The following is a 22,974-nucleotide window of genomic DNA, read 5'->3' on the forward strand; positions in this document are numbered from 1 at the left end:
TTCAAGTTTTCATTATGTTATACTATAACAATAAAGAACGCTACCCTATTACATTATATCTATTCAGGAGCTTGTACTGTGTCTATGACTTGCATACACCCACATGATGTACAGGACTTTACCCTATCTGATATCGCTGAGCGTATAGCGGATGCTAGGGCGCAGTGCGTTAAGGGCTCGGTACGGTTTACGCCATTGCGTGAGCAGATATATGAGATGGTATTAAAGGCCAACAAACCGGTAGGCGCTTATGACCTTATTACCCAGCTGCAGCAAATGCGCTTATCTGAGGCTGATACTCAAACAAGCAAAAATGTTGCACCGCCAACGATCTATCGCAGTTTGGAATTTTTGCTTGAGCAGGGTCTTATTCATCAATTGACCTCTATCAATGCCTATGTGCCCTGCTGTCATCCACGCGCACAGCATACTGCCGCGTTTTTGATTTGTGATAACTGTTTGCGAGTGCAAGAATGTAGCAGTTTGCCGGTACAAGAGATAATGAGTTTTGCTGAGCAAGACGCAGGTTTCAAAGTTGCTCGTAGCGTAATTGAGCTTAGCGGTCGCTGTTTGGATTGCCAATAATTAAATTATTCATAAATCGTTCTCAAAATAACTATTAGAAGAAAAACCTTATGAATGCCAGCAAACTATTAAGCATGAATAGCGTTAGCTACGATATAGATAGGCTGCGCTTGTTATCAGATATTGATCTCGATATTGCGGTAAATGAAACTGTCAGTTTGATAGGACCTAATGGCGCAGGCAAGTCTACACTCGTCAAACTAATTTTGGGGCTCATCACGCCCACTCATGGACACATTGTAGCCCATCATTCATTACAACTAAGCTATGTGCCGCAGCGTTTTTCGGTGCCGCCTATACTTCCCCTACGTGTACAAGACCTATTAGCGCAGGCTAGCAAAAAACGCCTGACTCTAGCGCAGCGCGACTTTATCTATGATAATTTGTCACTGACGCCTCTACTGACGCGGCAAATGCGTAACCTATCTGGTGGCGAGACTCAGCGCGTGCTGCTAGCGCGAGCCCTATTAGATAAGCCTAATTTGCTGATATTGGATGAGCCTATGCAAGGACTTGATCCGGATACAGAAGCTTGGCTATATCAATTCATCGATGAGCTGCCAGAGTTTTTGCGCTGCGCTATGCTGGTGGTCTCTCATGATCTGCATTGGGTGATGAGAGGTAGCAGGCGGGTCATTTGTCTCAACAAGCATATCTGCTGCGAGGGGCAACCCAGTGAGCTTGCGGTAACGACCGAATTCCAAAAGCTGTTCGGTCATCACTACGAGCAGCCCTATGTGCACAAACCACATGCGTGTGAGCATCACGCCCCGCATACGATATAACGTAGTTTTTTAACTGATTTATTAATAAATACTACCTTTTGACTCTAACCCTATTGATGGACATCGTTTATGACTGCTTGGTTAGCCATTATTGCTCCTGCTTGGATTGCTGGCAGCATATTAGCGCTGTTGTCCGCGCCGCTTGGGTGCTTAGTACTGTGGCGTCGTATGGCATTTTTTGCTGATGCCTTAGCACATGGCACCTTACTTGGAGTAGCGCTTGCTGTTTTATGGCAACTGCCTATGGGTATAGGTATCGCTTTGGTCAGTGTATGTGTGGTCGTAAGTTTAGTACTTATCGATGACGAGCGTTTGCCAGTCGATGCGGTATTAGCTGTGGTTGCGGTGTCGCTATTGTGTTTGGGCTTATTGACCTTAACCCAGCTTACCGATCAACAAGCGAATGTTTTAGGATTCTTGTTCGGTAATTTGCTTGAGCTAGACTGGGGTGATCTACCGATACTAGGTGGTAGTGTATTACTTGGTTTAGCATTACTGAGCTACATATGGCCTGCACAGATAAAGCTTGCAACACATGAAGCATTAGCCCGTATTCAAGGTATTAACCCCACTCGCCAGCGTCTGTTTTTTATGGGTCTATTAGCAGGATTTTGTGCCATTGCCTTACAAGCGGTAGGAAGTTTGCTCATTAGCGGACTGCTTGTGCTGCCAGCGCTGACCGCACGCTTATGGTCAGCGACACCTAAACAGATGGTTATTTTAGCACTGGTTATTGCTCAACTAGGCGTTACACTTGGGGTTTGGGGTAGTATTTGGCTCGATATTCAAACGGGGCTGGCAATTGTGTTGGTATTGGCTATTTTGTTCTTTTTTGCGCTTATACTATCAAAATTTGAACGCGCAAAGTCATAGCAGACTGTGTTAAGAATGGGTTCACTTTAGCTATTAGTATAGTGTGATCGACTTTATTTGATAAATAGTGCTAGAGCTTTGCTGTCTGGTATGTTATAAATTTCTGCTTATAGAGGCGATTTTATTGTTCTATCAGCTCCTCTTCATAACCGATGGGCCTGACCCTATGCCAAGCTACCCTGCTCTTAAGATCAGCATCCCAGATCACACTTTAAATATATTACAGATTACAGATCTTCATCTATCCGATTATGACGCTCAGAATGATAATCATGAAAGCAGGATATCTGAAAACGGGGTGTACGAAGATGGTACGCCTGCCTGTCGTCAAAACTTTGAAGCCGTCGTCAAGCAAGCACTAAGCGAATCTATACGCTGCGATTTGATAATAGTAACGGGCGATCTTGTCAGTGAAGTCAAAACTTCTACCTACGATCATATCTTTGCCGTGTTACAAACCACGAATATTCCCTTTGCTTGTATCGCAGGTAATCATGATGTCACCGATGAGATCGGGCATGATTTGCCTTTTTATAAGCGCGAACTTATCGCGCGATCTACTGATCCGCGTCTGCTTAATCAACATCTTATTGAATCAGATTACTGGCAGGTACTGCTCCTCGATTCTGCTGTGCCAGGTCAAGTCGCAGGATACATCGATGAAAAAGACATTGCTTGGGCCTCTCATCAGCTAAGTATCTGTGATAAACCAGCTCTTATCGCCATTCATCATCATGTCCTGCCTATTCAGTCCGAATGGATAGATGCGCATATGGCACAAAACACGGAAGCTTTTTGGCAGAGTATGGCTGAATTTGATCATTTGCGTGCCATTATCAGCGGTCACAATCACCAAGAGCAGATTCGCTATGAAAACGATGTCACTGTTTATAGTACGCCTTCGACTTGTTACCAGTTTGAACCATTCAAAGATGAGTTTGCCTATGATAAGGAGGCTGCACCTGGTTATCGCTGGTTGCAACTCGATAACAATGGACAGCTTGTAAGCTGGGTTAAAAGATTAGATACTTGACGCCTAATTTTTTGGTGAACGGTTTTTGTGCAAGAAGTACTATAAAAAAGGACAAAAACAACACGGTCGCTGACTCTATTTTGGTTACAATTACCAAAATTACTAGATACAAGCTTAACCGTTCATTATTTTGTAAAAATAATAAGGTAAGCGGCTATTGAGGTTATTTTATTAGACCTCATTTATACCATCAGTTTTTAGGATAGAAGAGCAAATATTGAAACGTTTTATAATGGATGATAGATAATGTTTGGTAAGTTAATAACGGCTTTTTGATAAGTCTTTTTACTGGATTAATTTGAATAAGTAGGATACTTATATGACCACTCTACCCACAGATCAAAGTGATGTAAAATTTACCCCTTATGTACCTGCCAAAAACGAAGAGTATATGTCTGATGCTCAATTGGAGCATTTTAAGGCTATCTTGTTAGATTGGAAAGGGCAGCTTATCGGTGAAGCGGACCGTACTAAGACTTATATCCAAGATGAGTCGAGTGCTATGCCTGATATCAATGACCGCGCAACTCAAGAAGAAGAGTTTGCACTAGCACTGCGCACTCGTGATCGTGAACGTAAACTCATTCGTAAGATAGATAAGTCTATGGCTGAGATCGAAAACGATGACTATGGATTTTGTGATACTTGCGGTGTTGAGATCGGTTTGCGCCGTTTAGAGGCGCGCCCAACAGCGACTCAGTGTATTGATTGCAAAACCTTGTCAGAGATTAAAGAGCGTCAAAACCAAGGTCACGTTTGACTTATCTAAACGTTCTGTATTAGCCAAACGATAAAAACGAGCGACTATACTATTAGTCGCTCGTTTGCGCTGCATACTAGCATTTTTGACTAATATTCATTTAAACAATAACTTCTATATTTTGAGTATTGACTATGCTTGATTCACCGTCCCTACCTCCTATCGGACGTTTTGCGCCTTCACCAACGGGTGAGCTGCATTTAGGCTCATTGACGACCGCATTAGCTAGCTTTTGTCATATCAAATCTCTGGGTGGTAACTGGCTACTGCGTATTGAGGACACAGATACAGCGCGCTGTTCCACTCAGTTTAGTGAACAGATTATTATTGATTTAGAAGTGCTAGGACTACAGTGGGATGGTGACATCATTTACCAATCTGAGCGCGTCGATATCTATAACGATTATCTATCCTCATCGCTAAAGCCGCTCACTTATGGATGCGAGTGCTCTCGTAAGACGCTAGAGCACTATTGGGAAGAGCAAGTATTAGCTGAAGACTATAAGAGTCAGAACAATAACACTGACGCTAAGGATAAGCTCAGTCGTAGACAACGATATCCGCGCTGCTGCCTTGACAGAGGTCTTGGTCGCCATCAGCATAAACTGCGTATACAGTTGCCTGATTACACAATAGGCTTCATAGATGGTATTCAGGGCATGCAGTGGGGCAATTCGCAGCAAATGCTCGGAGATATGGTGGCACGTCGTCAAGATGGAATGATTAACTATATTTTAGCAGCAGCTATCGATGATGGTTTGCAAGGCGTCACTCATATCATGCGCGGTTTAGATATTTTACCGATGACCACAGCTCAAATTGGCATACTAAACGCTGTAAGTTTGCCAGCCATTGAGCAATGGTATCATCTACCACTACTATGTCATGCTGATGGTCAGAAGCTCTCAAAACAAAACCTTGCGCAGCCTATCGATACTCGCAAGCCTAGTGAGGTTATCGCGCTTGCTTTGCACCTTTTAAAACAAGATTCTATCGATATAGATACGCCAGATCGCATGTTAAAACAAGCCATAGCACAGTGGGATAACGCGCCCTTACAAGGTTTTCAGCATATAGATATACCCTCATAAACCGACTAGATATCTAATCTATCCTGACTGACCTGTTATGAAATAAAAAACGTCGCTTCATTGCGACGTTTATTGTTGCTAGCCATACTGAGATGACCATGCTTAGCTGATTGTGCTTGGCTAGCTGTGCTTAATAGTAGCGTCCCTGACTCTTCTCAATCGTGGGGCTTTCTTTGTGAATTTTGAGTAGCAAGGCAACCATAACTAAGCTGATGAGCATAGAAGAACCACCATAACTAAAAAAGGGCATGGTTAAACCCTTAGTCGGAATTGCGCCCATATTCATCGCCGCATTAATGATCGTCTGTGCGATAAACACGACACCAATGCCGAACGCGGTATAACTCATGCGCATCTGATTACGTTTAAGAGCGTTATAGCTAATACGCATTGCGCTACCGATAATTAGAGCTTCTAATAACAATATCATCGCAACGCCAACAAACCCCAGCTCTTCACCGGTAATCGCCAACAAAAAGTCAGTATGCGCTTCAGGCAAATGTGACAGCTTTTGCACGCTTTCGCCATAGCCGACGCCTGTGAACTGACCCCGGCCAAAAGCTATCAAACTGCGCGCGAGCTGATAGTCAGTATCTTGCACATCATCAAAAGGATCTATAAATGACATGACCCGTACCAAACGGTACTGCGCTGTCGTCACCATTAAAATGACGCCACCGACCGCAACCGCACCAAGTGCCAAAAACTGCTTGTAAGGTGCGCCTGCAATATAAAATATCGCAAACACAGTGCCTAAAATGACCACGAATGAACCAAAATCTGGCTGTAACAACAAAAAGATCGTGATCATGCCAATGACTAAAATGATACGTAAAAACCCATCCCAACCATTACGTACCTCAAAAGATCGACGCACTACAAAGTCAGAGACAAAGACGATCATCACAAGTTTGGCAAGCTCTGCCACCTGAAAGTTGATAAAACCCAAATCTAACCAGCGTTTTGCACCATTAACAGGTGTGCTAAACAAGGTTGCAAATAACAATAGCCCTGTAATCGCTAGCAAAATAAACTGCGTTTCCGTCTTATATAAAGTTTTGAGCGGTACAAGGTAGTACGGCAAAGCGGCTGCCACTAAGCCTATACCAATGTAGGTCAATTGATTGGTAAAAAAGTGCAGCTCTGTCATACCGCGGCTTAGCGCATATGGAATTGAGGCCGAAGCGACCATCAATAAGCTGAACACAAGCATACAGCCGACACTCGCCAGCAAAATTGCACCTGCTGACGGCATAGAGAGAACCCCATCTGAGCGCGTAACTGATGACGAGTGACGATTTGAGCGAGAGAAAAAAGAGAGCGCCATAATATTTAGGTACACAAGCAGACAAAAAACACGACGCTCATAAAGCGCCACCGTTTAAAAATAGAAGTTCGTTCAGATTAAGGATACACCCTAATATCTGAACCGCTAATTATAACTGACAGTAGCAGCAATCAGTAGGCAAAACAATTATTTATCGCTCAAATAACCCCTCTATTAAGCGATATCTAACGATATCTAAATAGTGCCTTCATCTAGCGCGTGAACCCGCTGAACAAACTGCTCACCACGATCGGCATAACCTTTGAACTGATCAAAACTGGCGCAGGCAGGTGATAACAAGACCGCTTGTACTTGCGACAAGCTACTTAAAGTGACTTGTTGAATGCACTCAAAAGCCCCTGCCAAGGTTTGACATTGATGCAAAGCAACGTCATCATTTATGCCTGCTGCGCGTAGATCCTTTTCGATGAGCGCGGCATCCTCTCCGATAAAGAGCACTTGACTGACGTACTTGTTAATTAAAGGACTCAATTCACTAAACTGCTGAGCTTTGCCCTGTCCGCCCAATATCAGTAACAACTTGCCATCTTTTGGTGCATACACCGCGCCTAGGCCTTCGATAGCCGCCATAGTTGAGCCGATATTAGTGCCTTTGGAGTCATTGAAGTAGTCGATATCAGCAACTTGGGCGATATACTGGCAACGATGTGCCAGTCCACTAAAGTGCCTCAAGGTAGTCATCATACTCTCAAGCGGTATTCCTGCCAGCTCACCAATTGCTAAGGCAGCTTGCGCATTTAGTAAATTATGCCGACCTTTGATCAGTAGCTCGTCAGCGGGCAACAAACGCTCGGTACCACGCGCCAGATGAATCTGTCCATCAGGAGCGGTGATAAGACCATAATGACCTTTATCGGGTGCATGAATGCCAGTACTAATACGCGGTAGATTATCCGCTACCAGCGGACGAGTGAGCGCATCTTCTCGGCTGATGACTACAGACTTTGCCCCTTGAAAAATACGGTGTTTGGCTTGATGGTAGCCGAGCATATCACCATGACGATCAAGATGATCAGGTGACATATTGAGTACGGTGGCGACTTGCGCACTCAAATTAGTGACTGTCTCTAGCTGAAAGCTTGAGAGCTCAAGAACAGCGAGCGCCATATCAGTATTGCTGAGCAAGTTCAGTGCCGGCACGCCAATATTGCCACCAACACCGACATTGATACCCGCATCAACCGCCATTTGTCCGACCAGAGTCGTCACTGTGCTCTTAGCATTAGAGCCTGTAATTGCCACAATCGGTACGGTACACGCCTCACAAAACAGCTGGATATCGCTCACAACAGGGATATGCGCACGGCGCGCAGCGGCTACAGCTTCAGTATCTAGGGAGATACCTGGACTGATAATAATGCGCGCCGCTTGTTGTAATAACTCTCTGTCAACAGCACCGAACTGGCGTACTTCGATAGTCTCGGGCAACTGATCTGCAAGCGTAGGTGCCGCTTGAGCATCGGTCACAGCGACTTGATAGCCTTGGTCTGCTAGATAATGCGCTACGGATAATCCTGACTGCCCCAAACCGACGACGACTTGTAAGCCGCTACCCTTATGAAGTAAGTTTTTGGTTGTGGCAACAGCGTTCATAGAGAATCCTTTATAAAAGTAAGTATGACAATTGGGTTCGACGATATAGAAGATGACGTCTGGTTTATCTGTGACTGCGCTTGGCATCATAACGCCATTATGCATATTTCGGTACAGCTCTTTCATCACTTTATGCTATTATGCGCATATTTTTTGAATTAACGACCTTGCACAATATTTGGGGTTCAAGACAAGCCGCTTATCTTAGCACATTGCCATTTTGTCAGGCGACTATCCCTCGTCAGGCGACTATCCCTCATCTTTTCGCGCTGACCATGATCGCTTTTATTTTTAATCCCAGAATGCCTCACTCTAGGGCGTGCCATCAATTAGATTATGAGGGTAAAAATGATTTAATTGATGACACGCCCCAACTCGATGAGTGCTTTTTTACCTTCAATTGTATGTAGTTACCCTATGACCTCTTTTTATACGAATGTACACGATGAATGGTTCTCTAATGTCCGCGGCGATATCTTATCGGGTGTAGTTGTGGCGTTAGCGTTAATCCCTGAAGCTATTGCCTTTTCTATCATTGCAGGCGTCGATCCCAAAGTAGGTCTATACGCCTCGTTTTGTATCGCAGTGGTCATTAGCTTCGTTGGTGGTCGGCCAGGGATGATCTCAGCGGCGACGGGTGCAATGGCGCTACTTATGGTTGATCTAGTCGCTGATCATGGCTTGCAATACTTGCTTGCGGCAACCTTGCTGTGCGGCGCTATTCAGATAGTGATGGGTATCTTAAAGCTGGGTAATCTCATGCGGTTTGTATCGCGCTCCGTGGTCATCGGCTTTGTGAACGCTTTGGCGATTTTGATTTTTGCAGCACAAATACCTGAGCTCAACCCTGCAACCGAGCGCGTAGGTTTGACGGTGTACATTATGACCGCAGTTGGCCTCGGTATCATCTATTTGTTTCCATTGATTCCAAAGATTGGTCGCATCATCCCCTCGCCGCTTATTTGTATCGTAGGCCTAACGGCAGTAGCGATGTATATGGGTCTTGATATCCGTAATGTTGGCGATATGGGCGATCTACCTGATACGCTACCGATGTTCTTGCTACCTGATATTCCGCTGAATCTGAACACTTTACTCATTATTGCTCCTTACTCTATAGCGCTGGCTATCGTCGGTCTCCTTGAGTCTATGATGACCGCTACTATTGTTGACGAATTGACAGATACGCCTAGTGATAAAAACCGTGAGTGCCGTGGTCAAGGTATTGCTAACGTAGTGGCAGGATCGTTCGGTGGTATGGCAGGGTGCGCGATGATCGGACAGTCAGTGATTAATGTAAAATCTGGTGGACGTACGCGTCTATCAGCGCTGATCGCAGGTGTTGTGCTGCTTATTATGGTCGTGTTCCTAAGTGACTGGGTCAGTCTAATTCCGATGGCAGCACTCGTTGCGGTGATGATTATGGTCTCTATTGGTACCTTTAACTGGCAGTCTATTCGTGAGTTCAAAACTCATCCGATATCCTTTAATATCGTAATGTTAGCGACTGTTTTGACTACTGTATTTAGTCATAACTTAGCTTATGGCGTCGGTGTTGGTGTGCTGTTATCTGCGCTTGCCTTTGCTAATAAGATTGGTCAATTCTTGACTATATATAGTGAGTACGATGATACTAGTAATACTCGTTATTATTATGTCCAAGGACAAGTCTTTTTTGCCTCAACTACGCAGTTTATCGACAGCTTCGATAGCAAAGAGGCGCTCGATAAGATTGAGATTGATGTCAGTCAGGCGCACTTTTGGGATGTTAGTGCTGTCGATACTTTGGACAAGCTGGTGATGCGCTTGCAACGTGAAGGCATAGATGTCAAAGTAGTTGGACTAAACAGCGCCAGTCGAACCTTGATCGATCGCTTTTCTGTCCATGATAGACGCGATATTGGCTTGCTGGATTAAAGCCTGTTTAAAGTATGTGCAAGACGTCTTTAGCGCTAACCGTATTTTATTAAAATGATGTGGTTGTCTTATGAGTAACTTAAAGCCTGATAGTGTTATTGCTTGCCTAGATTGTCCTGATCATGTGCAAGCCGTATTAGATGCTAGTATGTGGGCGTCCATGCGTATGCAAGCGCCCGTTGGTCTGTTGCACTCAGTGCCAACGCTACAACAAAAAGCGGCGATTAACTACTCAGGTTGTCTGACTATCGATAACGAAAGCGCCATGCTTGATCAATTTACAAGCCATGAACATTTGAGTAACTGTGAACTTAAAGCTCAAGGCAAGCTGCTACTCCATCAAGCGACTGCTTACTGCGAGCAGCAGCAGCATAAACGCAAAACTTATACATTGCATCGACATGAGAACCTTAACCAAAGCATCGATTATGTCGATGAAAAATCTCAACTGATCGTTATCGGCCATCATGTGACTTGTAAATCAAAGCTCAGCCAGCTGATTCGTCTTAGTCACTGCCCCATTTTGGTGACTCATGCACCATTTTTGCCCCCTACCACAGCGCTATTTGCCTTTGATAATCGTGCGACTTCTCATAAATTACTCGATTGGCTTTGCAAAACGCCACTGGTGCGTTCATTAACTATTCATATTGTTATGGTCGGCAAAGAAACCTCAGCCAATTGCGACGCTTTGCGTGAAGCCTACGCGCGTCTCAAGCAAGCAGGCATCTGTTGCAAAAAAGCGTTGCTAGATAGCCGCGATGTCAGCGCCGCCTTACACTATTATCAAAGTGAAAATGATATAGGTCTATTGATGACCGGTGCTTTTGGTCAATCTCGCTTACGCGAGCTGCTGCGTGGTAGCGATACCGAAAAGCTACTAGTAAGCACCAAAACCCCGTATCTACTCTTCCCAAAGGCGTAGACCTATTGACGACTAGGCATGCCACCTTTTCTTTAAGTCCATTTTAAAAGAGCTTATTCATTACCTTTGTCTCTGTGATGTTTTAGCAAATCATCACTGATAGCTTCCCCATGCACATCAAAAGTTGGTTATAATAAACGACTCGTTTTTTTTACGTCGGCATCTGATTCATTATGCTTGTATTTATCACGCTTGTTATAGTATCGCAGGTGCTATCTATACAAGCATTATATCTTGTCATAACAGGGTTGTTCATAAGACTAAGCCACAATCCTACCTCCTCCTTGAGTAGGCTTGGCACGGTTCTTGAATGTCTACTTACAGATTATAGATATGGCGTAACGCTATAACACTATCAGCTGACGGCATTACTCATATAAGGAATTTTTTATGAAGCTAATCACTGCGATTTTAAAACCATTCAAGCTAGACGATGTGCGTGAAGCACTCTCTGACATCGGTGTCAAAGGTGTCACCGTAACTGAGGTCAAAGGTTTTGGTCGTCAAAAAGGCCATACCGAGCTCTATCGCGGCGCAGAATATGTGGTGGACTTTTTACCTAAGGTTAAAGTAGAAGTAGCGGTCATCGACGAGATGGTTGAGCCTGCTATCGAAGCCATTACTCGTATCGCAAGCACAGGCAAAATTGGTGATGGCAAGATATTTGTCACAGCCCTTGAGCAGGTGATACGTATTCGCACAGGTGAGACTGGTCCTGACGCTATTTAGAGCGCATGACTACCCTACAAACATAGAGTTGTAGAAAATATAAAGATCTATATTGCATAAATTCAAGGGGGAATTAACATGCAAAGCCAAATTTTTGAGCTTCAGTACGCAATTGACACGTTTTATTTTTTGATGTGTGGAGCGCTCGTCATGTGGATGGCAGCAGGCTTCACGATGTTGGAAGCAGGCCTAGTACGATCAAAGAATACCGTCGAGATATTAACTAAGAACATTTCACTTTTTGCGGTTGCTTGCATTATGTACATGGTATGCGGCTATGCCCTTATGTATGGTGGCGATTTCTTCTTGAGCTCAATTGCTGGCGGAGATACTGTAGTAGAAGACGCTTTAGCAGCCTCAGCCGAAAATGGCTTTGGTGGCGATTCTGTCTATTCAGCCGCGTCCGACTTTTTCTTTCAAGTTGTGTTCGTAGCAACTTGTATGTCGATTGTCTCAGGAGCAGTTGCTGAGCGCATGAAACTTTGGTCTTTCTTACTGTTTGCAGTCGTGATGACAGGTTTCATCTATCCCATGGAAGGTAGCTGGACTTGGGGTGGCAATGATGTCTTTGGACTCTTTAACTTAGGTGATCTCGGATTTTCTGACTTTGCAGGCTCAGGCATTGTACACATGGCAGGCGCTGCGGCAGCATTAGCAGGCGTATTATTGTTAGGAGCACGTAAAGGTAAATATGGTAGCCATGGTGAGATACGAGCTATTCCCGGAGCTAACTTACCTTTAGCAGCTTTAGGAACGCTTATCCTGTGGATGGGCTGGTTTGGATTCAATGGCGGATCGGTACTTAAGCTTGGTGATATTGCTAGCGCTAATACAGTCGCTATGGTGTTCTTGAACACTAATGCAGCAGCAGCGGGTGGTGCTATTGGTGCCTTGATACTTGCACGTTTAATATTTGGCAAAGCGGATTTAACGATGCTCTTAAATGGTGCCTTGGCGGGACTAGTCGCTATCACTGCTGAACCTTCAACGCCTTCAGCACTGCAAGCAACGCTTTTCGGTGTAGTAGCAGGGGTGATTGTTGTACTTTCAATTTTAGCCTTGGATAAGATTAAGATAGATGATCCTGTCGGTGCAATCTCTGTTCATGGTGTTGTCGGTCTATTTGGCTTACTTATCGTTCCTATTACCAATCCAGCAGCTAGTTTTATCGGTCAAATCGCAGGCGCTGCCACGATATTTGCTTGGGTGTTTGTCGCAAGCTTGATTGTTTGGATGATTATAAAAGCAGTTGTCGGTCTACGTATCTCAGAAGAAGATGAGTATGAAGGCGCAGATATCGCTGAGTGCGGGATGGAAGCATATCCTGAATTTACAAAATAATATTTATTCTACAATACAGTATTGACGCCGAAACTACTTAGGTAGTGTCGGCGCTCACTATTTGGATTTTAAAATATTTGAACATTCTAAACTACAGAGTAAGATACCCATAAAAAATCCCGCAAAACCTTTCGGTAATGCGGGATTTTTAGTTTGACTTAAACCAAATAGTATAAGCTACAGGTTTATTTCTTTTTCCACGTTTGGCTACGTGAGAATGGTCCAATGTAACCTTTTAGGTCTAGAGTGCTGCCACTTAAATTGGCTGTCATACGATAGTCTTTGCCTTTTTCAGGATCAGTAATCGTACCGCCGCTATATTTGCCGCCGCCATCAGCTTTTAGACCTTTGATGATGGTTTTACCAACATGCTTTTGGCCTTTAGAAGATACTGTACTGACAAGTTTACCTGTCAATACACCGTTAGACTCAGTAATCTTGACGATGCCTTTTGGCTGGCCGTCGTCATAAGTCTGCCAAGAAGTATTGTGTAACGGATCAGCGGCAAATGCCATCGTTGCCATGCTGATGCCAGCTGCAGCTATTGCGGTTTTGGTTAATAATTTCATAAATCGATTCCCTTCGTACGATGATGGTTCAAAACGCTATGATTACGTGCTTATCCTTGCTATAAATCTCTGGATTTGAAGCTCTACTCTCAAATCACTTATAAAATATTCAGCACCATAGCGATGACTTGGCTTATTATAAGCATTTTTAAAACTTTGGATAGTAATTTTTTTATAGATAATTATTACTATAAAATCAGAACTATATCAAATAGTTACAAAAAAGGATTATCAATGTTTTTGTCTGATTGGTCATTTATATGTTTTGACTCTTTCTCTTGATTGCTGTAGCTATCATCGTCTTTAAATGCTTGCAATACCTTGCTCGTCAGCTCATGTAATTTTTGGGCTTGCTCATATCCTAGCTCATCGAACCTTATATCTATATCACCATAGATAGTAATTTTATCTCTTTGGTTTTCGATAGTTAGCCCACCAATTTGCATGCTCTGATGATTGTTCGCAAAAGGCTCAATCATGGTCTCTCCTATTGATCAATGTACAGGGGTTATGCTTGCAACTGCGCTACCAACCAGTCAATAAGCGCCCAAACAAACAGCATCCATACTGGCTCATCGCTCGGTAGCTGCGACTCTTCTATATCTTCACCTGCTTTTAGAGGTAGTGCCATAGCTTGTGATTTGACTTGATAATCGAGCATAGGTAGGACATCAATACCCGTCTGTATCGCCAGCTCATCAATACTAATGATATCGATGCGCTCTGACTCATCATTTGGCGCATAATAGACGCCCGCTTGATTGATAGCAGGAATGTATACGGCTTTGAAAAAATGACTAGGTACTAACACTTGTCCACCCAGTTGCTTGGCTGTCTTATCAGTAAAAGCAACACCTGTAAGCGTATATACTTCGCCATATTGCTGAGTGAGATAACGCGTGGCTGACTCAACATTGCGCCAAATATAGCGATTATTACGCGGTGACTGCGGGGCAATATTGGCAAGACTAAAGCTGTCATACTGCTGAGAGCGCGTTGCCATATCAGCATTGGGCGCTAGATGTCCGCGATCATAACCCGACCCTGAGTAGTCATCGAGAGAGGCGCGAGCAGATTTGGGCAGACGACTCTCTTCGTGAAAGCTATCTTCGCGGTCAATCTCTTTGGCTTGATTTAGACGATCACGCGTCAAATACTCAGCTGACCATAACGGTGTACGTGAAACACCAGAGTACATAACCGCAAATCCATCCATACAGAGGGGCTGCGTTTTTTGACTGAGCCTGTTATTGATAAATTCAGGATAGATGCCACCGTAAAATGACCCACTACACGCTGATAAGTCCTCTGCATAAACGACGCTTATACTCGTGATAAGACTGATTAGCATCACTACTATACGACTTTTGACATTACTTTTCTGCTTAATGACGCCTGTCACTTGCCTATCAACCATCTCTAAACCTCTAGTCGTAACCTTTAACCTTAGGCTATCCTAGCAGGCAGACGATAATAAAGAAAGATAAGCGCCCAAAACCTTGGTGTAAAACATAAAGGCAGTTATTTGTCAGTGACATTCAGGCGCGCGTCCGCTATAATGAGCCGTCTGAAATAAGCTGTCGATTTATTTATCAAAATAAACGGTCTACTTTTAGCGTATTAATAATGGTGACGTGGGTGAGTGGCTGAAACCGCACGCCTGGAAAGTGTGTATACGTTCATAGCGTATCGAGAGTTCGAATCTCTCCGTCACCGCCATTTATTTTCTGCCAAAAACTCCTGTTTTACACCACCCTCTATAAATACCCTTTTATCATAAAGCCGACTTTACAGCGGTTGTCTCATCATGTCTGTGCGTTACAGAGCTTGGCGGTACAGAATAAGTGCCGACAACATGGGCGACCATATCATCAGAGCCTTCTGAATATAAAGATACTTCGCCAACTATCAGTGTGCGCCCTACTTTCATCAATGTACAGTCAGCGATAATGCGTGCCTGCGAGGATGGTCTGCGCAAAAAATTAATACTAAGGCTCGTCGTCACGGTTAGCGGTACAATACCAATTCTACCCAGTATCGCAATATAAATGGCGACATCAGCGATGCTCATCATCACAGGACCAGAGACAGTACCTCCAGGACGCAACTCGTTTGTTCCTATTTCACGCGATAGTATCGCGCCATTCTCATAGACTCGTTCAACCTTGTACCCAACTTGAGGGAACTCTTGTGCCATAAAGGCGATGATCTCTTCTTTGCTAGCGGACATACGTGCTCCTTGTTTGATTATGCTTGTTGTAAGCTATTCCTTATGATTAAGGACAGTCTGCTCATCAATGTATTGCTGTTCATCGTGTTGCTATTAGTGATATAAATACAGCTTTGCCATACTCTCTAGCCTATGCTTTCGATCTGTGTAAGTTGACATCACTTGCGTTAATAAGCACCAAATATGATACTGACCTTACTATTTATAAGTTTTTAAGCATACCCTCTCATCAACGCTAGCCAAGTATGCCTCAATCTGGACGACCACTATTATTTTTTGTACGATAAGATTGAATTTGCGCCTATGCAAACTTTGAAATAACAAGCAAGATACCGACTAAATACAAGAATTAATATTTGAGATATATACAGACATGAGACTATCCAGCTACGACATGCTACAAGGATATATGCGAGAGACGCCCTCAAACTCGCTTATACGATTGATATATATCAGTGGCATCAATACGGTTGATGACTCTGTGTTCAAGCATATACAAAGTCATTCTGAATCCTTTAACAAGAATAATAACATTGCAGGGTTTTTGTGCAATAACAACGAGAGCTTTTTGCAATGTTTAGAGGGGACAAAGGAGGTTGTCTCTTCTCTTATGCAAAGAATCTTCAAAGATGCTAATCATAAAGATGTGGGCGTCGTTTTTGCCAAAAAGGTGAGCCGTTATAGCTTTACAGATTGGCGTATGCACAGTCTCAATCTTGGAGATAGTAACTGGGAGAAGTTCTCAAATCATACCAAGCTCAGTGATATCTCACCGTTTAAACCTGAACACTGGCCCTCTTGGTTCGTTGAGCATTTCATCGACTCTATAAAAAGGCTTAATTCTTCTGATCTCAATCAAGACTACATTACCTTTGATACTTTAGGGTATTCTAACGTCGAAAAAACGCTGGCTCGTGACAATATTTTATTTTATATATTTCTAGGTTTACTGATTTGCTCTAGTGCGGCAGCTTTACTATTTAAGTATGATGTGATCTCTTGATACTGGTGACGAGCGTTACCGCTTTTGTGGGCTTGCAAGTTACCCCAACTCATACCACACAAAAAGCAAAAGCTTAAAAAAAGTAGCCTCGATATCTGGATGCTTTTAGAGGTGGGAGATATGCAAGTTATAGGACGGTATTCTTTAAGACTGTGACCGCGCCTTCACTCAAGCGTAGCTTTCGTCTTGCACTCGGGCAGAGCAGTGCTCTACTTAATCCTCTCTCACCCTCGGCCAGAGCAGATTTCGTCTTGCACTTGAACAGAATAGTGTTTTGTTTAACCTTCGCTCATCCTCAGCAAAAACATACTCTCTTTAAGTCTCGCCCATCCTTGGCAAAAAGCAGCTTGCGTAGGCTAGGTTTTAACACAGCTTACATAAAACTCTACTTATGGCTTAGTGCTTATTTCTTAGTGCTTATTTCTTAGTGCTTAGTGCTTAGTGCTTAGTCATAACGAATATTCAAACTCTCACCTATGTTGCTATAGCTCTAATCTTTAGAACACATGCCAGCGGTTATAAATTTATGAAGAGTTAAATATTCTCAGTCTATTAGCTACGAGCAGTAGTCGTGCTTTACAGGGTTAAAATCGATGTAGTCATCGTGCTAGTGGGCATTGTTATATCTTAACGCGCCAGAGCAAACTTATTATTGTGGTGAGGTAATACTAATGAGATCGAGGAGAATTGGCTAATGTCATTAGCCAAAAATTCGATTATAGTGAGTAGCAATACTAATCACTTACTATTACGAGGGAATATGCTATGAAGACATTGAAACTATGCCTAGGACTGAGCCTAATCACGGGATTGAGCGCTTGCGTCAGTATCACCAATAATGAGGTCGCACTAGGCGGCGGTCCAGTCATCACAGAGTATCCTGTTGAGACCGCTTTACTCAATATCTATACCCAGCCGCGCACTGAGACGCTCACTGAGGTTGATAGTGTCCAAAGTAGGACCGTCAATACCAAAGTGACGCCCAAAGGTGTCATAAGTTTTGAGGGTAAGCGTGTACAAGGTGCTGAGTTCGAAAGCGTCACTACAGTAGAGGGCAATGTAATCAGTCGTTCTACCAGTATCAATTACTTTAGCCTAAATCCTGCGCGCTTTTATGGCTATACCGACAGCTCAGGCGAGTATTCGGTAGCGACCCAAACCGCAGATATCCCCAAAGTCGCGCGCGTTGGTGATTCGGGTGCATTGCTTACCGAAAACGTCTATAGTGATAGCAGTAAACGCAGTCAGATCAGCCGTTATCAGCAATCATGGTCGCTGACACAGGCCAGCCCAGCGACGGCTTGGTTCTGTATCAGTACGTCACAGAATCTGTTGTCTAACGTGTCAGATGGCAGCACGGTTGAGTGCTATAACATCAACGCTAAAGGCGATATATTGAATAGTAAGGCAACAGCCTCTATCCCTACAGCTAACGGTATCGAAACGGTCACTTATACGAGTCGCTAGTTTGTATATTCTACATAGAACCCGTCTGTCAGACGAGCTCTATGTAGATGACCATTTATGCTTTTGAACCTATTCTTTTTATTCTCAAGTCCTATGTCTATGCTCACCTCCTTTATTGCGGTTATTCGTACTGTTTCGGTCGTCACAGGTCTCATTATTATCGTTGATTGTGTGGCGCTAATGCTCGTAGGCAAAATCAATTTTGGTACGGTCTTGCCGTTTTTGATCGGCGTGGTCTTTGTCGCTCACGGTATATGGTGGCATGCTATTCGCCGATTCATCACGCGTCAACGCGGGTTGAGCCGTATCTGGTATGCGCTATGGATCACATTTGGGCTTTGGCTCATGAGCTTCGGTGTATTTATCGGCTCTTTGCAGCAGCAAATTAAGCTTAGCCAGCAGCCGCTACCAGAGGTCGCCGCCATTATCATATTGGGATCAGGAACAGTCGATGGTAAGCCTACGCCGACACTCGCCAGCCGTTTGGATGCTGCCGTCCCAATTATCGAGGCGCAGCCAAATGCGATCGTTATTACTAGCGGCGGGGTCGGTTTTGGGCGTAGTCGTAGCGAGGCGAATATTATGGCGACCTACTTAAGCGAGGCTCATAGCATCGCATTTGATCGCATCGTGCAAGAAGGCAAAAGCACGAGTACCGAGGAGAACTTGAGTCTTAGTCAGGCACTATTAGCCGCGCAGGGCGTCTCTATCACAGAGCCTATCACTATCGTCACCAGCGACTTTCATACTGTTCGCGCTGCCAGCATTGCTCGTCATCAGGGTTATACGCAGCCGATGACGGTTGCCAGTATGACGCCACTCTCTATTCGCTACAACGCTTGGTTCCGCGAGTATTTTGCTTTTGTCAGTGGTTGGCTGTTGGGTGAGTATTGAGCCTGAATCTGTCTCTTATTAAAAATAAGGCGATCCACTAGAGACGCGTATAGCACTATAAATAATGGGCTTAACCGCTATCGGAATGCCTGAATCTGAGGTGAGTTATACTAGACTTTAAATAAAAAGGACGCCTCTATGTTGCTAGATGTGCTACTCACGCTACACTTTATACTGCTAGTGATTATCTCGTTGCGGGTACTGGCCCGGCATGATCTGACAGCGCCTGCCCGCTTATCTTGGATCGTTGTGCTATTTATATTGCCGTACATTGGTGTCGTGATCTATTGGCTGTTCGGTGAGATTCATCTAAGTCGCAAATTTACCCAAGATTATGAGCGCATCAAAAACGATCTGTATCGCAATAATCCCGAGGTGCTTGGTTGCGATAAGACGATGCGCGAAGCTATCGACCCTCACTATCAAGCGCCGTTTGCCTACTCTGCCAATGCTACAGGGTTTCATACGACTATCGGTAATCGCGCTGAGCTAATGAGCGATGCAGCTGAGACCAGCCGGCGCATGATCGCAGACTTCGATACGGCAACCGACCAGATCCATGTGCTGTACTATATTTGGCTGATAGATGGGATGGGTATTGATACCGCTCAAGCACTCATTCGCGCGGCTCGGCGCGGGGTCACTTGTAGAGCGATGGTCGATGGAATGGGCTCACGTAAGATGGTACGCTCCAAAATTTGGCAAGAGATGATTGATGCAGGCGTAGAGGTCAGCGTAGCGCTGCCAATTAGCAATATCATACAGGTGATGCTATTTAGCCGTATTGACTTGCGTAATCATCGCAAGATTACCGTTATCGATGGCAAGATTGGCTATAGCGGTAGTCGCAACTGCGCTGATCCTGAGTTTCGAGTTAAGCCGAAGTACGCGCCGTGGGTCGATATTATGCTACGGCTTGAGGGCCCTATCGTCGCGCAAAACCAGATGCTATTTGCCAGTGACTGGCTGATGAAGAATCCTGATACGCCGCTTGATAGCTTTACTTATTTTACTGAGCCAAAAGACAACTCTAAAGCGCTTGCCGCACAAGTCTTCGCTGACGGACCGACGCAGCGCCGCGGCACAACCCCGCAGTTTTTGACCACGCTTATCGGTCAAGCCAGACATACCTTAATGATATCGACGCCCTATTTTGTCCCCGATTATTCTTTGGTCAGTAGCCTGTGCGCGGCGGCTTATCGCGGCGTTGATGTGACGATGATATTCCCTAAGAACAATGACTCTTTTATCGTTGCCGCGACGTCCCGCAGCTATTATTGGGAGTTATTGGATGCTGGTGTCAAAATCTATGAATATAAACCTAGCTTGTTACATGCCAAGACTTTGACGGTTGATGGTGAAATCAGTTTGATTGGCTCGACCAATTTAGATCTGCGTAGTTTTGATTTGAACTACGAGAACAATGTCATTTTTAGTGACAAGGCTTTGAGCGCTGATATTATTGAGCGTCAATACCAGTATCTTGCAGACTCCGAAGAGGTGACTCACGTACAGGTCGAAAACTGGTCTTTGTTCTATAGAATTTGGAACAATATCGTAGCGACTATGGGACCTGTCCTATAGCGAATTACTTGCTAGCAAAATTATTATGAATTTAAACTACCGACTCGCTTTTGCAAAACATAAATCACAAATTTGGCTGTCGTCTCAAACGGCTGGTCTTGACTTGTGGTCAGCAGCGCTTGGCGTTTGTCTATACGAGCGCGATAGGCATAAGGGGTCATAGTCAGTAAATCATCCAGCGCCGATGTCGATAGGTTCAACGTCGTACTAACCTGATGAGTGTGTAGCAGTGTAAAATAGGGCGCAAGCTCTACCAAGAACTTATCTGAATCATGGGCGCGCACCTCCTCAAACAAGGCGTTACGTACCGATGTAAGGTGATCAATGTCAGGTTTGGCAATGATCAAATAACCGTCCTCTTGCAGTACTTCAGCAAAAGCAGCTGGCAATATTGGGCTAAAGATACTGCTAATACCTGCCACGCTATTGCTACGCAACGGCAGATGCGCCGCGCTAGTGACTAGAGGATAGATAGGTGCTGTGCTCGCTGTTCCTTGGGCGTCTTTATCGTGTTGATACCATAGCTGACCTGCCACTTTGCTAGCTTTTGCTAGGCTTACGATAGCAGGCTTGCTAATATCAGCGGCTATTAATGCATCCATTCCTGTCTGCGCCATCGCCTGCGTGTAATAGCCTTCCCCGCAGCCGATATCTAACCAATTAATATCGGACGCACTGTTATTGTATGCGTTGTTGTCTTTTGCTTCGTTTAACGCTCTTAGCAAGCCAGTCATTTGCTCACAAATGAGCATTTGTAGCGGCTGATAATGGCCCGCCTGCAAAAACCGCTTTCGAGCCTCGATAGAGTGCTGAGAATCCCCTGGCATTTTTGACTTTTTTTGTTGTACAGGTAGCAGGTTAATATAGCCTTGGCGCGCTACATCGAACGGGTGTGAGGTTTTTTTGGGATGCACGCTACCATCACAGCGCCAAGTGTCTGTCGCAGGCTTTAATGGAGAGTGACAAATAGGGCATACGAATAAGGACACAGGTTTCTCTAAATCAGCACAATATGGCGCTTATCTTAACAAAATTTGCGATCGATAAACGATAAAAAAGTCACTTTAGTATGATCTAAAGTGGCTGTTATTAATAGCTGACTAAACGATTCTAACGCCGTATCCGTTATCGTAATTTTAAGGTCATTAGTCCCAATATCACAAGCAAAATAGCAATGATCCAGAATCTAACCACTACTTGCGTCTCTTTCCAGCCAATCTCTTCAAAATGATGATGAAGCGGCGCCATACGAAAGATACGTTTTTTGCGTAGTTTATACGAGCCTACTTGTAGGATAACGGACAGGGCTTCGGCGACGAATAGACCGCCCATAATGGCAAAGGCGATCTCTTGGCGCGTCATGACTGCGATAGTACCAAGCATCGCGCCCAGTGATAATGCGCCGACATCACCCATAAATACCTGCGCTGGGTGAGCATTGAACCACAAGAACCCAAGACCTGCGCCTACCATCGCCCCGCAGACGATAATCACCTCAGAGTTATAAGGAATATAAGGCACATGTAAGTAGTCTGAGAATCGAATATCCCCTGATACGTAAGCCATAGCGCCTAGACCTGCGGCAACCAACACAACTGGCAAGATAGCTAAACCATCTAAGCCATCGGTTAAGTTAACGGCGTTGGAGGCACCATTAATCACAAAATAGGTAAAGATAATAAAGGCAATACCAAAGGGCACGGCTGAAAAAGGGATAACCCAGTCTTTGAATACAGGTAACAGCAGATCAACCATACTGCGCGTGGTCGCTATGTCTGGCTGAAGCGTAGCAATATAATATAGTGAGGCGCCAACGAATATCGCCCCCATGGACAACCAAAAGTATTTTTTGCGCGCGATAAGTCCTGTTGGGTTCTTATGCTTAATTTTGAGCCAATCATCTGCCCAGCCAACCGCGCCAAAGATAATCATGACAATCAGCAAAATCCATATGTAGGGGTTACCTAAACGCGCCCATAGCAAGGTCGATATGCCAATAGCGCTAAGTATCAGCACCCCGCCCATCGTCGGCGTTCCTGTCTTGATAATATGCGACTGCGGCCCATCATCGCGGATGGCCTGACCGTACTTGAGGGTACGTAGATGCCGAATAACGGGTCCACCCAAAACTAAGCTAAACCCAAGCGCAGTCACAACCGCTAATAGCGCGCGCAGGGTCAAAGATGATACCGCAGAGAACGGTGAGTAATACTGGCTAAGCCATTCAAACAACCAAACTAACACCGC

22 protein-coding genes and 1 tRNA gene are annotated in these 22,974 nt (G+C 44.5%); 15 read left to right on the forward strand and 8 right to left on the reverse strand.

The window, feature by feature from the left end; all coding sequences use genetic code 11:
• Window positions 1–84 precede the first annotated feature (84 nt).
• The 6 genes from ACR64G_RS11340 to gluQRS all read left to right on the forward strand — a co-directional run bounded on the left by ACR64G_RS11340 (window position 85) and on the right by gluQRS (window position 5,127).
• Complete coding sequence (locus tag ACR64G_RS11340) at window positions 85–585, forward strand: transcriptional repressor (protein ID WP_435979391.1); 501 nt, start codon at window positions 85–87, stop codon at window positions 583–585.
• Between the two features lie 50 nt (window positions 586–635).
• Window positions 636–1,370, forward strand: coding sequence for a metal ABC transporter ATP-binding protein (locus tag ACR64G_RS11345; protein ID WP_435979392.1), 735 nt, complete (start codon window positions 636–638; stop codon window positions 1,368–1,370).
• A gap of 69 nt (window positions 1,371–1,439) precedes the next feature.
• Window positions 1,440–2,243: a metal ABC transporter permease gene (locus ACR64G_RS11350; protein ID WP_435979393.1), complete on the forward strand. Its 804-nt coding sequence runs from the start codon at window positions 1,440–1,442 to the stop codon at window positions 2,241–2,243.
• A gap of 166 nt (window positions 2,244–2,409) precedes the next feature.
• The gene (locus ACR64G_RS11355; protein WP_435979394.1) at window positions 2,410–3,276 is read left to right on the forward strand and encodes a metallophosphoesterase; all 867 of its coding nucleotides are present in this window, start codon (window positions 2,410–2,412) and stop codon (window positions 3,274–3,276) included.
• Between the two features lie 319 nt (window positions 3,277–3,595).
• Window positions 3,596–4,036 carry an RNA polymerase-binding protein DksA gene (gene dksA / locus ACR64G_RS11360; protein ID WP_435979395.1) on the forward strand — a complete coding sequence of 147 codons (441 nt, stop codon included), beginning with the start codon at window positions 3,596–3,598 and terminating at the stop codon, window positions 4,034–4,036.
• 134 nt (window positions 4,037–4,170) lie between these two features.
• Window positions 4,171–5,127, forward strand: a complete 957-nt coding sequence (gene gluQRS / locus ACR64G_RS11365) for a tRNA glutamyl-Q(34) synthetase GluQRS (protein ID WP_435979396.1) — start codon at window positions 4,171–4,173, stop codon at window positions 5,125–5,127.
• A 130-nt stretch (window positions 5,128–5,257) separates the two neighbouring features.
• Here the strand turns inward: gluQRS and ftsW are convergent, their stop codons facing one another.
• On the reverse strand, window positions 5,258–6,454 hold the full coding sequence (gene ftsW, locus ACR64G_RS11370; RefSeq protein WP_435979397.1) for a putative lipid II flippase FtsW: 1,197 nt from the start codon (window positions 6,452–6,454) through the stop codon (window positions 5,258–5,260).
• Window positions 6,455–6,649: 195 nt separating this feature from the next.
• Window positions 6,650–8,068 carry a UDP-N-acetylmuramoyl-L-alanine--D-glutamate ligase gene (gene murD, locus ACR64G_RS11375; RefSeq protein ID WP_435980717.1) on the reverse strand — a complete coding sequence of 473 codons (1,419 nt, stop codon included), beginning with the start codon at window positions 8,066–8,068 and terminating at the stop codon, window positions 6,650–6,652.
• Window positions 8,069–8,485: 417 nt separating this feature from the next.
• Between murD and ACR64G_RS11380 the strand changes: the two genes are divergently transcribed.
• From ACR64G_RS11380 to ACR64G_RS11395, 4 genes are all read left to right on the forward strand, one after another.
• The gene (locus tag ACR64G_RS11380) at window positions 8,486–9,985 is read left to right on the forward strand and encodes a SulP family inorganic anion transporter (protein ID WP_435979398.1); all 1,500 of its coding nucleotides are present in this window, start codon (window positions 8,486–8,488) and stop codon (window positions 9,983–9,985) included.
• 70 nt (window positions 9,986–10,055) lie between these two features.
• The gene (locus ACR64G_RS11385; RefSeq protein WP_435979399.1) at window positions 10,056–10,910 is read left to right on the forward strand and encodes a universal stress protein; all 855 of its coding nucleotides are present in this window, start codon (window positions 10,056–10,058) and stop codon (window positions 10,908–10,910) included.
• A 390-nt stretch (window positions 10,911–11,300) separates the two neighbouring features.
• Entirely contained in the window at window positions 11,301–11,639 is a 339-nt protein-coding gene (locus ACR64G_RS11390) for a P-II family nitrogen regulator (RefSeq protein WP_010197981.1), read from the forward strand.
• Window positions 11,640–11,717: 78 nt separating this feature from the next.
• Window positions 11,718–12,980 carry an ammonium transporter gene (locus tag ACR64G_RS11395; RefSeq protein WP_435979400.1) on the forward strand — a complete coding sequence of 421 codons (1,263 nt, stop codon included), beginning with the start codon at window positions 11,718–11,720 and terminating at the stop codon, window positions 12,978–12,980.
• Between the two features lie 185 nt (window positions 12,981–13,165).
• Here ACR64G_RS11395 and ACR64G_RS11400 read toward each other — a convergent pair whose 3' ends face one another.
• From ACR64G_RS11400 to ACR64G_RS11410, 3 genes are all read right to left on the reverse strand, one after another.
• Window positions 13,166–13,549, reverse strand: coding sequence for a DUF2147 domain-containing protein (locus ACR64G_RS11400; protein ID WP_435979401.1), 384 nt, complete (start codon window positions 13,547–13,549; stop codon window positions 13,166–13,168).
• A 215-nt stretch (window positions 13,550–13,764) separates the two neighbouring features.
• Complete coding sequence (locus tag ACR64G_RS11405; protein ID WP_435979402.1) at window positions 13,765–14,028, reverse strand: hypothetical protein; 264 nt, start codon at window positions 14,026–14,028, stop codon at window positions 13,765–13,767.
• A gap of 29 nt (window positions 14,029–14,057) precedes the next feature.
• Complete coding sequence (locus ACR64G_RS11410; RefSeq protein WP_435979403.1) at window positions 14,058–14,966, reverse strand: DNA/RNA non-specific endonuclease; 909 nt, start codon at window positions 14,964–14,966, stop codon at window positions 14,058–14,060.
• 211 nt (window positions 14,967–15,177) lie between these two features.
• Here ACR64G_RS11410 and ACR64G_RS11415 point away from each other — a divergent pair.
• Window positions 15,178–15,268 (forward strand) — tRNA-Ser (locus tag ACR64G_RS11415).
• Between the two features lie 55 nt (window positions 15,269–15,323).
• On the opposite strand, the gene ACR64G_RS11420 is transcribed toward ACR64G_RS11415, so the two are convergent.
• On the reverse strand, window positions 15,324–15,779 hold the full coding sequence (locus ACR64G_RS11420) for a PaaI family thioesterase (protein ID WP_435979404.1): 456 nt from the start codon (window positions 15,777–15,779) through the stop codon (window positions 15,324–15,326).
• Between the two features lie 373 nt (window positions 15,780–16,152).
• Between ACR64G_RS11420 and ACR64G_RS11425 the strand changes: the two genes are divergently transcribed.
• The 4 genes from ACR64G_RS11425 to cls all read left to right on the forward strand — a co-directional run bounded on the left by ACR64G_RS11425 (window position 16,153) and on the right by cls (window position 20,727).
• Window positions 16,153–16,782 carry a BLUF domain-containing protein gene (locus ACR64G_RS11425; RefSeq protein ID WP_435979405.1) on the forward strand — a complete coding sequence of 210 codons (630 nt, stop codon included), beginning with the start codon at window positions 16,153–16,155 and terminating at the stop codon, window positions 16,780–16,782.
• Window positions 16,783–17,547: 765 nt separating this feature from the next.
• Complete coding sequence (locus ACR64G_RS11430; protein WP_435979406.1) at window positions 17,548–18,249, forward strand: hypothetical protein; 702 nt, start codon at window positions 17,548–17,550, stop codon at window positions 18,247–18,249.
• A 57-nt stretch (window positions 18,250–18,306) separates the two neighbouring features.
• The gene (locus ACR64G_RS11435; RefSeq protein WP_435979407.1) at window positions 18,307–19,143 is read left to right on the forward strand and encodes a YdcF family protein; all 837 of its coding nucleotides are present in this window, start codon (window positions 18,307–18,309) and stop codon (window positions 19,141–19,143) included.
• 138 nt (window positions 19,144–19,281) lie between these two features.
• Window positions 19,282–20,727 (forward strand): cardiolipin synthase, encoded by a 1,446-nt coding sequence (gene cls / locus ACR64G_RS11440; RefSeq protein ID WP_435979408.1) that lies wholly within the window; start codon window positions 19,282–19,284, stop codon window positions 20,725–20,727.
• A gap of 23 nt (window positions 20,728–20,750) precedes the next feature.
• On the opposite strand, the gene ACR64G_RS11445 is transcribed toward cls, so the two are convergent.
• Together ACR64G_RS11445 and mraY are read right to left on the reverse strand one after the other, a co-directional pair.
• Window positions 20,751–21,716 (reverse strand): putative RNA methyltransferase, encoded by a 966-nt coding sequence (locus ACR64G_RS11445; RefSeq protein ID WP_435979409.1) that lies wholly within the window; start codon window positions 21,714–21,716, stop codon window positions 20,751–20,753.
• Between the two features lie 136 nt (window positions 21,717–21,852).
• Window positions 21,853–22,971 carry a phospho-N-acetylmuramoyl-pentapeptide-transferase gene (mraY, locus tag ACR64G_RS11450; RefSeq protein WP_435979410.1) on the reverse strand — a complete coding sequence of 373 codons (1,119 nt, stop codon included), beginning with the start codon at window positions 22,969–22,971 and terminating at the stop codon, window positions 21,853–21,855.
• Window positions 22,972–22,974: the final 3 nt, after the last annotated feature.

This window comes from Psychrobacter sp. DM4 (assembly GCF_051307035.1).
GTDB lineage: Bacteria > Pseudomonadota > Gammaproteobacteria > Pseudomonadales > Moraxellaceae > Psychrobacter.